Origin of the sequence: Olivibacter domesticus (genome assembly GCF_900109575.1) — a bacterium.
In the GTDB taxonomy this organism is placed as follows: Bacteria; Bacteroidota; Bacteroidia; order Sphingobacteriales; family Sphingobacteriaceae; genus Olivibacter; species Olivibacter domesticus.
Genome location: NZ_FOAF01000002.1, coordinates 773,068 through 787,481, shown reverse-complemented (window position 1 = coordinate 787,481; position 14,414 = coordinate 773,068). Strand labels below are relative to the sequence as shown.

At 39.4% G+C, this 14,414-nt stretch carries 9 protein-coding genes; 7 read left to right on the top strand and 2 right to left on the bottom strand.

Annotation, left to right across the window (positions count from 1 at the left end; genetic code table 11):
- The first annotated feature begins 67 nt into the window (after positions 1-67).
- Complete coding sequence (locus tag BMY50_RS13770; RefSeq protein ID WP_238383765.1) at positions 68-523, top strand: PepSY-like domain-containing protein; 456 nt, start codon at positions 68-70, stop codon at positions 521-523.
- Between the two features lie 138 nt (positions 524-661).
- Here BMY50_RS13770 and BMY50_RS13765 read toward each other — a convergent pair whose 3' ends face one another.
- A complete protein-coding gene (locus tag BMY50_RS13765) occupies positions 662-1,018 on the bottom strand; it encodes a hypothetical protein (protein WP_093325356.1) in 357 nt (118 codons plus the stop codon).
- 968 nt (positions 1,019-1,986) lie between these two features.
- Here BMY50_RS13765 and BMY50_RS13760 point away from each other — a divergent pair.
- The 3 genes from BMY50_RS13760 to BMY50_RS13750 all read left to right on the top strand — a co-directional run bounded on the left by BMY50_RS13760 (position 1,987) and on the right by BMY50_RS13750 (position 8,082).
- Positions 1,987-5,067, top strand: a complete 3,081-nt coding sequence (locus BMY50_RS13760; protein ID WP_093325353.1) for a SusC/RagA family TonB-linked outer membrane protein — start codon at positions 1,987-1,989, stop codon at positions 5,065-5,067.
- A gap of 75 nt (positions 5,068-5,142) precedes the next feature.
- Positions 5,143-6,648: a RagB/SusD family nutrient uptake outer membrane protein gene (locus tag BMY50_RS13755; protein ID WP_093325350.1), complete on the top strand. Its 1,506-nt coding sequence runs from the start codon at positions 5,143-5,145 to the stop codon at positions 6,646-6,648.
- A 15-nt stretch (positions 6,649-6,663) separates the two neighbouring features.
- Positions 6,664-8,082, top strand: a complete 1,419-nt coding sequence (locus tag BMY50_RS13750; protein WP_238383764.1) for an arylsulfatase — start codon at positions 6,664-6,666, stop codon at positions 8,080-8,082.
- 74 nt (positions 8,083-8,156) lie between these two features.
- Here BMY50_RS13750 and BMY50_RS13745 read toward each other — a convergent pair whose 3' ends face one another.
- A complete protein-coding gene (locus BMY50_RS13745) occupies positions 8,157-8,702 on the bottom strand; it encodes a DUF1003 domain-containing protein (protein WP_093325347.1) in 546 nt (181 codons plus the stop codon).
- Positions 8,703-8,840: 138 nt separating this feature from the next.
- Between BMY50_RS13745 and BMY50_RS13740 the strand changes: the two genes are divergently transcribed.
- The 3 genes from BMY50_RS13740 (at position 8,841) to BMY50_RS13730 (ending at position 14,384) form a co-directional block, all read left to right on the top strand.
- Positions 8,841-9,425 (top strand): RNA polymerase sigma factor, encoded by a 585-nt coding sequence (locus tag BMY50_RS13740; protein WP_093325345.1) that lies wholly within the window; start codon positions 8,841-8,843, stop codon positions 9,423-9,425.
- A gap of 86 nt (positions 9,426-9,511) precedes the next feature.
- A complete protein-coding gene (locus BMY50_RS13735) occupies positions 9,512-10,657 on the top strand; it encodes a FecR family protein (protein ID WP_093325343.1) in 1,146 nt (381 codons plus the stop codon).
- Positions 10,658-10,838: 181 nt separating this feature from the next.
- Positions 10,839-14,384, top strand: coding sequence for a TonB-dependent receptor (locus tag BMY50_RS13730; RefSeq protein ID WP_202907839.1), 3,546 nt, complete (start codon positions 10,839-10,841; stop codon positions 14,382-14,384).
- Positions 14,385-14,414 lie beyond the last annotated feature (30 nt).

Below are 14,414 nucleotides of genomic sequence, written 5' to 3'. Positions count from 1 at the left end.
GATTTGCGAATAATACAGTTGAATTAATGAATCATGATAGCGTCATCACCTTTAAAAAACAAATGATATGAAGATGAAAAAAAGTATTTTAATCGGTTTTCTTGCATTGCTTATCAATGCGAATGTTTCGTTAGGGCAGGATATTCAATCAAGCCAAGTACCCTCTGTAGTGATCAATAATTTTCACAAAGCTTTCCCTAATGCGTCGGATGTGGAATGGGAACAGCAAGGCGATTTGTATAAGGTGGAATTTGAAACAGGGTTGCTCTCAACGGATCATGATGCATGGTACGATCAAGCAGGGAAATTAACCGAACACAAAGAAGATCTTTCAAAAAGGGACTTGCCGCAAAAGGTTTTAACAAAGATTAGAGCAAATTTTAACAGTTACCGAATAGATGATGTAAAAAAAATCACCAAAGGAAACAGCATAGGATATACGCTTGAATTGAAGAGCTTCACTGAAGAGTTGAAGGTTGCCTTTGACGCAAACGGGAATGTGCTAAGCCAGGTACTCGATTAATAATTTCAAAAACAAGATTTGAGGGCTGGTCATTGATCAGCCCTTTTCCGAATTATTATTTCTGGATTTTTTGGCTTTCTTCGAATACTGTTTTAATAAACCATTGGGCAGTGGGAGCTTGTTGAATAAGAGAAAAAACTAAGAGCGATTAATGGAATTTAAAACACGTTCTTTATATTCTTTCATCTCACTTTCATCCCGTTGAAGATAACGTAAATTTCTTTCTTCATCCTTTAGTTCTGCATCTTCATCTTCTTGATGATCTAAACTACCTATCCCCCTTATTTTATCAAGATGCTGAAATAAACCACCTAAAGCTCTATGCACATGGCGTAAGTATTTTTCATTGGTTGAATCGAGATGAGAATTAGTGAGCTCTCCCACATCCTGTAGAATAAGCTTGGTGATTTTTCCATTAATAATCTCGGCATTAAAATCCTGCGCATTCGGAAAATCCCAGTTAAGTTCGTGTATTGTAGTTGTTGTAATTTCCATAGCTCAACTTATTTAGTGTAACTGATCTATAATTAAGTTTATAAGCAATAGTTATACCAAGAATATTTTCCTTATAAGTGGAAGGGCCAATATTTTCTTAAATGACTATCCGACAAATTACCCAAAGGGCAAAAAGCCGCCATTACGAAAGAGCATCTAACAGCTCCCGAAATACTTTAATGAAGTATAGGACATATAGACAATAAGTATTTTTGAGCTACGGAAGATGTACTAAAGAAAGGTATGTAACACCTAGGTAAAAGGTAGGTGAAAGGTACGTGGGAATAAGTTTTAGTTATACTATTACATTAACGGAAGGACTACTGACGTGTTGCGGTTTCTTATAAAAACAATTTTGGGCATTCTACCAGATATTCATATTTTAATTGAATGTAAGGTTTCTCTATCCCTATTAACAATATGTGTTGTAGTAGAGGGCAGTCTTTGGACCTTGGCTAATTGTTTTTTTTTAAATAGCATAATGTGTAATTTATTGAATAATAGGTGTGTATTTGTTTAATGCTACAAAATAGACTAAACATATAGACTTTGTATTGTTTTTTAAAAAATTCTTATACCTTTGTCGCCGATAATCAATCTTTTATAAATGCAATGCTTGAATGCTAAAGAAAAATTCTTATCCGCTATCGATGCTGCCAAAACAAATACGTTATAAAGGAATATAATTTTTAAGGATTAAAAATGATAAGTTTCAATAGGCGTTGCACTTATCATTTATTTAACTAAAACTCAATCTTATGTATAACCATGTAAGCGGTGCAGCTCAGTGCATGCATCCCTGTTATTTTAAAAAACCTCATTTCGACTATCGAGCTTCATGTGGAAAAATCACTATGCTGTCTGATGTATAGTATTATATAGCTATAGAATAGCCAAACAATAATATATTTTAATAAAAAGGGTACAATGGCGTTGCGCCTTTTTTAATTTACTTAACCCATTTCAATATGATTAAATGTTTAAAGGCAGGTGTTCATAGGAGCTTGCTTCTTTTAACTTTCGTTTTTGGGATTTTACTCCAAAATGTTTATTCACAAGAAACTAAACCGCTTATTAATTCGACTTTACAAGGGAAGGTACTTGATGCAGCCACCAAAGAACCTATTGTCGGTGCAACGATTGCGTTGGATGGAACAACACATAGGGCAAGTAGTGATGAGCATGGTGATTTCCACTTCGTGACCGGCCAAAGATTCCCTTATACATTGCTTATTAGTTACATTGGATATAAAGCCCAGAAGAAAATAGTTAGTACAGGTAGCGTGGAGATTTTTCTGGAAGCCGATTTGAACCAACTGGAAGATGTGGTGGTGGTAGGGTATGGTACACAGAAGAAAAGCACATTGACAGGTTCAGTTGCTACTGTTGATGCTAAATTTTTGGCAAACAGACCTATTACTAATGCAACCCAAGCGCTTCAGGGCGCTAACGGTGTTTATGTCAATCAAAATAAAGGAAGACCCGGTGCGGAGGGGAATACCATTCGAATTCGGGGTGTAAGTACATTAAATAATAATAATCCGTTGGTGTTGGTGGATGGTATTGAATATCCATTGAGTGAGGTAAATCCCAACGATATTGAAAGCATCTCCGTGTTAAAAGATGCCGCCTCTGCTGCTATTTATGGAAACAGGGCGGCTAATGGCGTTATCTTGGTTAAAACCAAAACGGGCCAGAAAGGTCAGTTTCAAATCGATTATAACGTATATGGAGGGTCGCAAAGAGCAACCTTTAAGCCCGATGTGGTAACAGATGCTGTTCAATATATGCAAGGGAAAAACCGAGCCTTGGCAAACGAAGGTAAACCTGCTGAGTACAGTGATGACCTTATTCAGGAATATAGGTCTGGAACAGATCCATACGTTTATCCGAATACGAATTGGTTTGATGTAATGTATAGAAACGCACCGATTCAAGAACATAATCTACGGCTTTCAGGAGGAGGAGAAAAAACATCTTTTTCGCTTTCTTTTGGCTATCTCGATCAGGAAGGGGTTTTGTTGGAAACAAATGCAAAAAAATATACATTTAATAGCAATATACAATCCGACGTCACTGGCTGGCTCAAGGTAGGTGCCAATGTTGCGGGGACATTCTGGAACGATCGAGAGAGTGCTTATACATCAGATGAGGCTAATGGTGAAGGGGGATTAATGGGATTGTTATATAGAGGTTTACCTATGCAGGCACCTTATGCGCAAGATGGCTCGTACGCCGATCAATGGGTTCGTGTGCCGGGGCATAATTTTTTCCGTAATCCATTGGCTTTGTCTTACGAAGGATTTAGGAAAAATACCCGTTATCGGACCTTGGCTAATGTATATGCCGAAGTAAAATTACCTTTAAACCTTACCTATAAAATAACGGCGGCGGCTAACTTACTTTATAGGCAGGAGAAATATGCTTACCCGCAAATTTCACTTACCAACCCGAAAACTGGTGTGCTAACGCCTATGGGGAATATTCCTACTAGGGGTGTAAAACAGATTGCAGCAAATGCGGTGAATTTAACGAATTTTCATACGCTAAATTTTGTAAAACAGTTGGATGATCATGCTATTAATGCTTTGGGAGGTTTTAGTATTGAACGTTTTGACGAAGGCGATTTTGATGCCTATAACCAAGGATATTTAGGCAATGAGCTTACGGAGCTCGATGCTGGTAGTACGGCTCCTGAAGTGGGAGGAAAATCTTCGCAATCACGCTTACAGTCATATTTCGGACGGGTTAACTACAGTTTTCGCGATAAATATATATTGGAGGCTAACATTCGTTACGATGGCTCATCGAGATTTGCTAAAGGAAAACGTTGGGGTGTATTTCCTTCTTTCTCTGGAGCTTGGCGTATTAATCAGGAAGCGTTTCTGGCAGATGCTAATTGGATAAATAATCTGAAATTAAGAGCCTCCTGGGGGAGATTGGGAAACCAGCAAATTCCTCTATTTAGCTATGTAAATGCGATTAGCCTTGGGCAAGGTTATAGCTTTAATAATAATGTAGTGGGTGGTACAGCTATTACACAAATTAGCGATCCAACGATTACATGGGAAACGACTACCATGACAAACCTTGGGGTGGACCTGGATCTCCTCCAAAATAAATTATCCTTTCAGCTAGATGTGTTTGATAAAACAACTAATGAAATTCTACGAAAGGTTAATATTCCGGCTCAAGTTGGAAAGTTGGAGGGCCCATACCGAAACATTGGTAAAGTTTCAAATAAGGGCATTGAATTATCCCTTGCGTATCAAGATCAAGCAGGTGCTTTTCGTTATCGGATAGGGGGGAATGTCGCTTACGTGAAAAACAAGGTGCTGGATGTTAAGGGAAATATTTATTATGATGGCGTGACGATCATTCGAAAAGGGGACGCAATTAGCTCTTTTTACGGCCTTCAGTCTGATGGCATTTTCCAAAGCGAGGCAGAAGTGCAAGCGCATGCTTATCAGGCGGCAAGTACCCAACCGGGAGATATCCGTTATATAGATCAAAATGGTGACAATGTAATCGATAACAACGATAGAATGGTTATAGGAAGTAGCATTCCAACGTATACCTATGGTTTCACATTTAATGGGGCGTATAAAGGCTTTGATTTAGATCTCTTTTTTCAAGGGGTAGCAGATGCGGAAACTTACGCAAATGGTAATCTGGCTTTTCCTTATCGTAATGGAGCAGGTGTTACCAACGAATGGTTGAGTAATTCTTGGACACCGGAAAATCCAACGGCTACGCTGCCACGACTTACCACGTCGTCCGGATATCCTCAAAATTATCTTACTTCAGATTACTGGGTTAAGGATGCAAGTTACCTGCGATTAAAAAATATCCAAATAGCTTATAATTTTCAATCAGACTGGTTGCAGCATCTCCATATTAAACGGGCCAAAGTCTTTGTTAACGCCCAAAACTATGTAACTATTACAAATTTTAAGTTGGGAGATCCGGAACGGAACTTAACACGAGCTAATGGGATAGATTACCCAAATTACAAGTCGATTACAGCAGGTGTGAATATATCTTTATAAGTAGTATATAACTAAAATATATATCAGTGGACTATTAATGAAGTCCGTTAGATCATAAAAAATAATATCAAAGTGATGAGATCTTTAACTATATTACTTTCAACAATTGGTCTTTTAGGGTTTATCGGGTGCTCAACATTTTTGGATGTGGAACCCACAGATCGTTATACAGACGACAATTATTGGGAAACAGAGGAACGGGTGGTAGCAAGCCTTAATGGCGTATATGCAGCACTATTGCATAATGGTTTGTATGGAGGTACTACACCGTTGTATTATGAAAACCTATCGCCAAATACTTATCGTTACCAAGGGGATTATAATCTGATTGCACAAGGCTTACATGATGCTAATACAGGTCTTTTTTACACAGTTTGGCAAGGTGCTTATCAAGGTATTGGTCGTGCGAATAATCTATTGGCTAATATTGATAAAGTGCCACTCGATGAAACTGCACAAAAACGTTATGTAGCACAGGCAAAATTCTTAAGAGCGGTTTTTTACTTTCCGCTATGGAACTTATACGGTGGTGCCCCTTTAATTCTGGACGCCACAGATGATGGAGCGCAGGCGAATTTGCCGCGTAATAGCGCTGCTGAAATTTATAACCAAATTATTAAAGATTTGGATGAGGCGGCAACCGATCTTCCGGTAAGTTATGGAGCAAATGAAAAGGGAAGGGCAACTAAGGGAGCGGCTTTAGCTTTTAAGGCGAGGGTGCTTTTGTATGGTGGGAAATGGGCCGAGGCGGCGGAAACAGCCAAAGCTATCATAGATGCGAAAACCTATCAGCTCTTTCCGGATTATAGGGGCTTATTTTATTTAGAAAATGAGGGAAATGAAGAAGTTATTTTTGATGCGCAATTCAAATATCCTGAATTTACACATGGCTTTGATATTAATCTCGATCAGTACAATAATATTGCGCCTTTGCCTGACTTAGTGAATGATTATTACGACATAGAGGGAAATCCAATAACAGCATCGACTTTGTATGATCCTGCTAAACCTTATGAGAACCGCGATCCTCGGCTTCAAAAAACCGCAATTGTAAAAGGTAGTCTTTTTAAGGGAGCCACAGTAACAGAAAGCCAATACCCCCGCACTGGGTATGGCCAAAAGAAATATACGGTCTTTAAAGATGATATACCCGCGGCAACTATACCTGATGGACAGTCCGAATTAAATTATATCTTGCTCCGGTATGCGGATGTATTACTCATGTATGCAGAGGCACAGAATGAGGTGAACGGACCGGATGGGTCCGTCTATGAAGCGATAAATCAGATTCGGGACCGGGCAGGAATGCCGGCCTTAAAGCCTGATTTTTCTAAAGAAGAACTGCGTCAGGAAATAAGGCATGAACGAAGAATTGAATTAGCCGGTGAAGGCTTATATTACTTTGACGTACGCCGATGGGGTATTGCTCAGCAAGTATTGAATAACGATATTTACAACGATAAGGGAGAGCGAATCGATACGCGTCGTTTTAATGAGCAGAGAGATGGGTTATGGCCTATCCCGGCGATAGCTATTCAGGAGAATAATGCACTAAAACAAAATCCTGGTTACGGTAATTGATAAAAAATTTAATTTATGATGAAGAAAACCTTTTTATTATTAATAACAACGTTATTGGTGTCTCTTTTTTCACAGGCACAAAATAAACAACCGAATATTATTTTTATTCTGGCTGATGACCTCGGTTATGGTGACGTTGGATTTAATGGCCAAAAGTTGATTAATACGCCTAACTTAGATAGATTGGCGGCAGACGGAATCCGTTTTAATCAGTTTTACTCAGGTACCGCTGTTTGTGCCCCATCCAGGTCTTCTTTGATGAGCGGACAGCATACGGGCCATACCTTTATTCGTGGAAATTTAGGTGTAGCCCCTGAAGGGCAGTATCCTATCCCTGATTCGTTGAACACGATGGCCGAAGTATTGAAGAAGGCTGGTTATAAAACGGGTGCTTTTGGAAAGTGGGGTTTAGGACCGGTGAATTCGGAAGGAGATCCAAATAAACAGGGTTTCGATCACTTTTATGGATATAACTGCCAATCGCTGGCGCATCGCTATTATCCTACTCATTTATGGGATAATGATAAAAAGATAATACTTGAGGAGAATGGCGATTTGCAATATCATAAACAGTACGCTCCTGATCTGATACAAAAGGAGGCTTTGGCTTTTATCGATGAAAATAAAGGGGCACCATTTTTTCTTTTCCTTCCTTACATTCTTCCACATGCAGAACTGTTAGTGCCTGACGACAGTATATTCCAATATTACAAAGGTAAGTTTCCTGAAAAACCATTTAAGGGTGAGGACTATGGAAAAGGCGCTCGCCCCGGAGGTTACGCCTCTCAACAATACCCCCATGCAACTTTTGCGGCAATGGTAGCCCGATTAGACTTATATGTTGGGCAAATACTTGAACGTCTGAAGAGCCTTGGTTTGGATGAAAATACATTGGTGATATTTACAAGTGATAATGGCCCGCATTTGGAGGGGGGCGCAGATCCGTCATTTTTTAATAGCGGAGGTGGGCTTCGCGGGTTTAAACGTGATTTGTATGAAGGGGGAATTCGTGTGCCTTTTGCAGCGAGATGGCCTGGTGTAATCCGCCCCAACCAACAAAGTGAATTTGTTGGTGCTTTCTGGGATCTATTCCCAACTTTTGCAACATTGGCCGGTGTGCAGCCTCCTCAGGGAGTAGACGGTATTTCTTTTGTAAGTGCGCTGAAAGGTACAGGTGAGCAAAAGGAGCATGCTTATCTTTACTGGGAATTTCATGAACAGGGAGGTAAACAGGCGGTTAGGTATGGTAATTGGAAGGGTATTAAACTTAATGTGCTGAAAGATCGAAATGCGCCTATTGCGCTTTACGATTTAACTAAAGATGTACAGGAAAAACGAAATGTTGCGAGCGAATATCCAGATGTTGTCAAAAAAATCCAGCAATTTATGTTGGAGTCACACACAGAAAGTTTAGTTTTTCCTTGGGAAAAGTAGAGAGAATACCTAAGTTATAATGATGGTTATGAAAGATTTTTTTTGACTGCTGGGGGTATTACTATTTAGAAACTTTACGATCGCTCATTTAACTTTGTTTGAATTTCTTTTAATATTTCAAATTGTTGTTGCTGCGTTTCAAATAAGGTTTTGACTTGTTCCCCCAGTAAAAGATCCATTTTCTTGTGCAGGCTACGAATCTGCATTTCAGCCTTTAAATTAATTAGGTAGTCATTTTCACTTCTTTTACGATCTTTCTCTTCTTGACGGTTTTGGCTCATCATAATGATAGGCGCTTGTAATGCTGCTACACACGATAGAAGTAAGTTCATTAAAATGAACGGATATGGATCAAATCTGTAAAATTTAATAGCCACTGTATTGAAGGTAATCCATGCTATTAGTAGTACGATAAACAATATAATAAACCACCAGCTTCCGCCAAATCGGGCAACTTTATCGGACAGCTTCTGGCCCCTGCTAATTGTTTCCAGTGGGGGATTAAGCAAATTTTGGACAATGAGCTCTTCATCTAATATAGCTTCTTTAACAATTTGATGTAGTTTGTCGAGCTGATCATTCTCATGTTTCAGTAGTTTATCAATTTCCTGTTCATTCATGGCTCCAAATTATTTATGGGATATAGATAGTTAATAAAATTTATTTATATAAGCAATATTATAAAAAACTTTAAAATCATTTAGTAGATTCGTAGCAGCAAACCAATTTATATCTGTTCTATTTGCTATTTAACCTGTATGTCATCCTATAAGCTGTATACGGATAAAGAATTATTACATCTATTAAAGGCAGATGATGCCACTGCTTTTTCCGAAAGCTATGTGCGTTATGGTGAACGCTTGTATAAGCAGGCGTATCATGTATTAAGAAACCGAGAAGATGCAAAGGATATTGTGCAGGATATTTTTACATCTCTATGGAATAAAAGGGCCGAACTCCAGATCAATAACCTCGCCGGATACCTATATATTGCTAATCGTAATCAGGTAATTAAATTAATGGCGCATAAGAAGATTAGTTCGGTTTATTTCGACTGGCTTCAAACAATGGCAGAGGTAGGGGCTGACATTACCGATCATGCTATCCAGGAAAAACAATTGCAGGAGTTGGTAGAAGGGGAAGTCGGCAAATTACCTTCAAAAATGCGACAGGTATTTAACCTCAGTAGAAAAGCACACCTTTCCCATAAAGAAATTGCTGCTAAATTACATTTATCAGAAGCAACGGTTAAGACGCAGGTTAAGAATGCTTTACGAATCTTGAGAAGCAAATTAGAAGCCTTTCTATACGCCATCCTTCTCCTACTTTATTGGCTGTTTTGAGTCAATGGTAAAAAAAATATTTTTTTTCTACCCCCAAAGACCTCCTTGTCGTACTTTACTTTTAACGATCCTCATTAACCGAGCTTATGGAGAAAGAAAGAATAAAAGAGTTGCTTCATAAATACAGAAAAGGTCTGTGCACCGATGCTGAAAAAGCTTGGGTTGAATCCTTTTACGATGAACTGGCTAATCTCCCATCTTCCGATCTGACGGAAGAAATGATACAAGCAGATTTAGCAGATGTCTATCAACGGATACCTGCTCTATCGAAAAACAAAAGTTTTACCCTTTTGCCTAGGATCGTTGCGGCTGCGGTATTCTTACTTTTTGTTTCCATTGGTTTTTATTTTTTCAAAGAAAAAGAGTCGAGCCAGCCACTTGTTGAAGTCATTGATAAGTCGAAAATCAATCCGAATGATTTTGCACCTGGTACCAATAAGGCGCTGTTAACGTTGGCTGATGGATCGCAAATAGCATTGGATAATGCTCCGGATCAGAAGATACTGGACAAGGGAGGAATAAAAATTACAAAGAATGAGGATGGTTTGATTACCTATCAAATTAATCCGGGTATCCAAGAGGCAAAATCAAATACATTGAGTACACCAAAGGGCGGGCAATATCAAGTCATTTTATCAGATGGTACCAAGGTTTGGTTAAACGCAGCTTCATCGCTCAGCTATCCTACAACATTTACCGGAAACGAACGAAAGGTCTTATTAAAAGGTGAAGCTTACTTTGAAGTAGCCAAAAATGAAAAACAACCATTTAAAGTACTGACGGATCGACAGGAACTACTGGTGTTAGGTACTCATTTTAATATCAACAGTTATGAAGACGAGCCCGAAATTAAAACAACCCTATTAGAAGGAAGTGTTAAAGTATCAGCGCTTCAAACTAATCATACCATCCTTCTTAAACCGGGAGAACAAGCAGCCTTAAAGAAAAGTGGAAAATTAAAGGTAGATCAGATAGATGCTGAAAATGTAATCGCATGGAAAAGCGGTCTTTTTCAGTTTCAGGGCTCCGGCATTCAAGAAGCATTACGGCAGATGGCCCGTTGGTATGATCTAACGATCGAATTTGAAGGAGACGCACCTGATATTCAGCTTTGGGGGGAAGTACATAGAAATGCCAATGCCATCGAAGCGTTGGAAATTTTACGGTATTTCGATTTAAAATATAAAATTTTAGCAAAAGGAAACGCCAAAAAGATCATTATTATCCAATAAACTTTAATCAATTAAATTATGAGAAGACCAAAAACGAAAATCACTTAAGTAAGGACAGGGTTAACAAAAAACCGTTTCCTAACGCCATTAGGAAACGGAATACATTGAGTTAACTCTTTCCGGATAAAATCCGGAACACCAATTTGTTAAAACCTTTATTAACTCAAACTTTACAAAAATAATGAAAATTAGACCTAAGACAATGGCCTGGGCTAGGTCATTATCCGAATTTTTTGGAAAACCAAGCCTAGTTCAACACCGAACCGCCAATATTAAAAGGAAAATTATAATGCGCTTTAATCTTACATTTTTCTTTTTGTTCATTGCCTTGATGCAGCTACGCGCAGCAACATACGCACAAAAAATCTCTGTAAATAAACAAAATGTAACCTTAGAAGAGGTTTTTTGGTCCATTAAGCAGCAGAGCGACTATGTCTTTGTTTACAATAGCAAAGAAATCAAAAACCTAAAGGTGAGCATAAATGCACAGCATGCAACGGTAGAAGAGATCATGCGCGAATGTCTCAGAAATCAACCTTTTACCTATAAGATTACCGGACATAACGTAATGATCAAAAGAAAAAGTGAGACCTTTCAGGCTTCTCCCTTTTTACAACAGCGAGAGGTGAAAGGAAAAGTAATCGACGCGCAAGGCTTGCCTGTACCTGGCGTGAGTATTCAGATAAAAGGTACAACGGCAGGAACGACAACCAATGCAGAGGGTTTATATACCTTGCGAGTGTCGGGAGCTGATGCAACCCTAGTATTTAGCATTTTAGGTTATGCCTTACAGGAGATCACCGTTGGCTCGAACCCTGTTGTTAATGTAACTTTGAAGGAAGAACCATCCGCGTTGGATGAAGTAGTAGTGGTTGGTTATGGAACCCAAAGAAGAGCAGACGTAACAACAGCAGTTGCCTCGGTATCGGCAGAAGCTATTCAAAATCGCCCTGTTCAGAATTTTGGAGAAGCCATAGCCGGCCAAATGGCGGGTGTTCAGGTGCAACAAACCAGTGGTGCACCGGGAGGCGAAGGTTTATCCATCAAGGTAAGGGGTACGGGTTCTATTACCCAATCTAACGATCCTTTATATGTGGTTGATGGCTATCCCATGGAAGGAAATGCCTTTCGTCTTATTAACCCTTCGGATATCGAAAGTATTCAGGTGTTAAAAGACGCCTCATCAACTGCTATCTACGGTTCGAGAGGTGCAAATGGTGTGGTGGTAATCTCTACCAAAAAAGGAAAAAAAGGCCCTCCTACCATCAATGTCAATTCGTTTGTAGGTTTTCAGCAGCGTGGAAAAGAAATTGAAATGATGAACAGGGATCAATATGTGGATTGGTTTATTGATGGTCGGAATCAAGCGTGGTTGGATGCAGCTGTTATTCCGGGTGACCCTAATCAATCACCACATAGTATCAACGATCCAAATGCTCGAAGGAGCCTTTATCCTGGCGCTAGTGGGCAATACATGATACCCGATGGTACAGGTGGATATAAATATAACTTTATGGATCCAGCCTCTGTGGCAACCATGCCCGATAATAACTGGCAGGATTTATTATATCGAACTGCCTTAACACAACAAAACGAACTTTCCGTTAATGGTGGTTCTGAAAACACGCAGTATAATTTCTCAGGAAGTTATATGAAACAGGATGGTATTGTGATTAATACCGATTATGATCGTTTCAACTTCCGTTCGGCAATCAATTCAAAAGTTAGCAAGACAATCAATCTTGGCGTAAACCTGATGGCCTATTCAGCACAGGGTAGAGAACAAGATGAGGGTAAATATTCAGCAGTGATGTATGCGCTGCAATTACCTCCGATTTATCCGGAGAGAAATGCAGACGGCACCTATGGATCAATGGTACGGAATCCTGAAACGCTGGTTGGGGATGTGGCCAGCCCTCTTGGCGTTGCTAATTTGGTAAACCTCAATAGAAGACGTTATGGTTGGTTGGGGACTATTTCTGCCGATTGGGAAATTATGAAGGATCTGAAATATCGCCTGAGCATTAATGGTGGAATCCAAGATGATCAATTAAAAAGATTTGAACCTTCAATAGTAGATTTGGATGCATCAAAAGCACCACGTCCTGCAAAGGGTGTTGATATGCGGAATACAGACTATGATTGGGTAATTGAAAACACCTTAAATTATACCAAAACTTTTGGTGAAAAACATAACTTTTCCGCCTTGGTTGGATACACGACACAAAAGCATACAAAAAATTATATGAATGGTGAAGCCCGTGGATTTGCCAACGATGATATTGAAACCTTGAATGCTGGAAACATGTATGCGCTTTCTAGTACAGAATCTGCATACTCCATGATCTCCTACTTAAGTAGGGTTAATTATTCGTATGATGACCGTTATCTTTTTACGGCTACGCTCCGTAGTGATGGTTCGTCCCGCTTTGGACAAAATCGGAAATGGGGTACTTTCCCTTCTGTATCGGTTGGTTGGAGAATTTCAGAAGAAGAATTCATGAAAAATGTAGACCAGATCAGCGATCTAAAACTCAGGGCTGGATATGGTATTTCAGGAAATAACCGTATAGGTGATTATTCGGCTATTGGTCTATTATCCCCAGGATATTATCCTACCGGAGGTACCTTACAAAATACAGTCGATCCTAGCACCATTCCTAATAATGACTTGGGATGGGAAAAAACCCGGCAGTATAATTTAGGTTTTGAATTCGGTTTGGCAAATGACCGCGTACGGGTAGAAGGTGACTTTTATGACAGTCAATCCGTTGATTTATTATTAAACGTGCCCGTTCCTACCATTACAGGCTATACCTCGCAGATTCAAAATGTTGGAAAAGTACAAAATAGAGGCATGGAATTTTCGGTAACTACCAGAAACTTTATTAATAAATTTCAATGGAGCACCAATTTCAATATCTCCTTTAACAAAAATAAGGTATTAGAAGTAGGCCCTGATCAACGCCCTATTTATGGCAGTGCTCCAAATGCTAATAATGCATTCATCACCACCATTGGCTTACCTATCGCGAGTTTCTATGGCTATAAACAGGAAGGTGTTTTCATGTCGCAGGAAGAACTGGACCGCTATCCGCATTTAGCTGCCGATAAAATAGGTGACGGACGTTATGCCGATGTGAATGGTGATGGCAAGTTGGATCAAAATGATAAGACCATTTTAGGTAATAATATGCCTGATTTTACTGCTGGCATCACCAATAATTTCTCTTATAAAAATTTCTCTTTGAGTGTTCAGTTTACAGGTTCTTATGGAGCCGAAGTGTTTAGCTTCTTTAAACGGATGGTGGGTATTTACCATGGCGACCGGAATGGTATGATCGAGCAGATTGACCGCTGGCGTTCACCAGAAGAACCAGGCGACGGTATTCACTTCCGAGCAACCCGTAATCCTACTGGCTGGCAACGTGACCCTTCATCGGCATGGGTGCAAAATGCGTCCTATCTTCGCTTGCGTAATGTAAACTTTTCTTACAATTTCGGTCAGCCGGTATTGGATAAACTTAAAATTAAAGGATTGCGCTTATATGTAACCGGTAGCAATCTATTTACCATTACCGATTACTCAGGTTATGATCCGGAAACTGGCAGTGAAAGTGGTCTTAACCAAGATGGCACTCAAAAAAGTGGTCTTCAAAGGGGAGGCGATTATTTGGGTTATCCTACCGCCAGATCCTTTATTTTCGGTGCTAACTTAACTTTTTAACTCATCGTTTATTTTATATATAAAACAGAT

Bases quoted from the DNA above. Each gene is read 5' to 3' on its own strand.
- BMY50_RS13740 (WP_093325345.1), top strand. From the start codon at position 8,841: ATGTCATCCTATAAGCTGTATACGGATAAAGAATTATTACATCTATTA.
- BMY50_RS13760 (WP_093325353.1), top strand. From the start codon at position 1,987: ATGATTAAATGTTTAAAGGCAGGTGTTCATAGGAGCTTGCTTCTTTTA.
- BMY50_RS13765 (WP_093325356.1), bottom strand. From the start codon at position 1,018: ATGGAAATTACAACAACTACAATACACGAACTTAACTGGGATTTTCCG.
- BMY50_RS13745 (WP_093325347.1), bottom strand. From the start codon at position 8,702: ATGAATGAACAGGAAATTGATAAACTACTGAAACATGAGAATGATCAG.
- BMY50_RS13770 (WP_238383765.1), top strand. From the start codon at position 68: ATGAAGATGAAAAAAAGTATTTTAATCGGTTTTCTTGCATTGCTTATC.
- BMY50_RS13755 (WP_093325350.1), top strand. From the start codon at position 5,143: ATGAGATCTTTAACTATATTACTTTCAACAATTGGTCTTTTAGGGTTT.
- BMY50_RS13730 (WP_202907839.1), top strand. From the start codon at position 10,839: ATGAAAATTAGACCTAAGACAATGGCCTGGGCTAGGTCATTATCCGAA.
- BMY50_RS13735 (WP_093325343.1), top strand. From the start codon at position 9,512: ATGGAGAAAGAAAGAATAAAAGAGTTGCTTCATAAATACAGAAAAGGT.
- BMY50_RS13750 (WP_238383764.1), top strand. From the start codon at position 6,664: ATGATGAAGAAAACCTTTTTATTATTAATAACAACGTTATTGGTGTCT.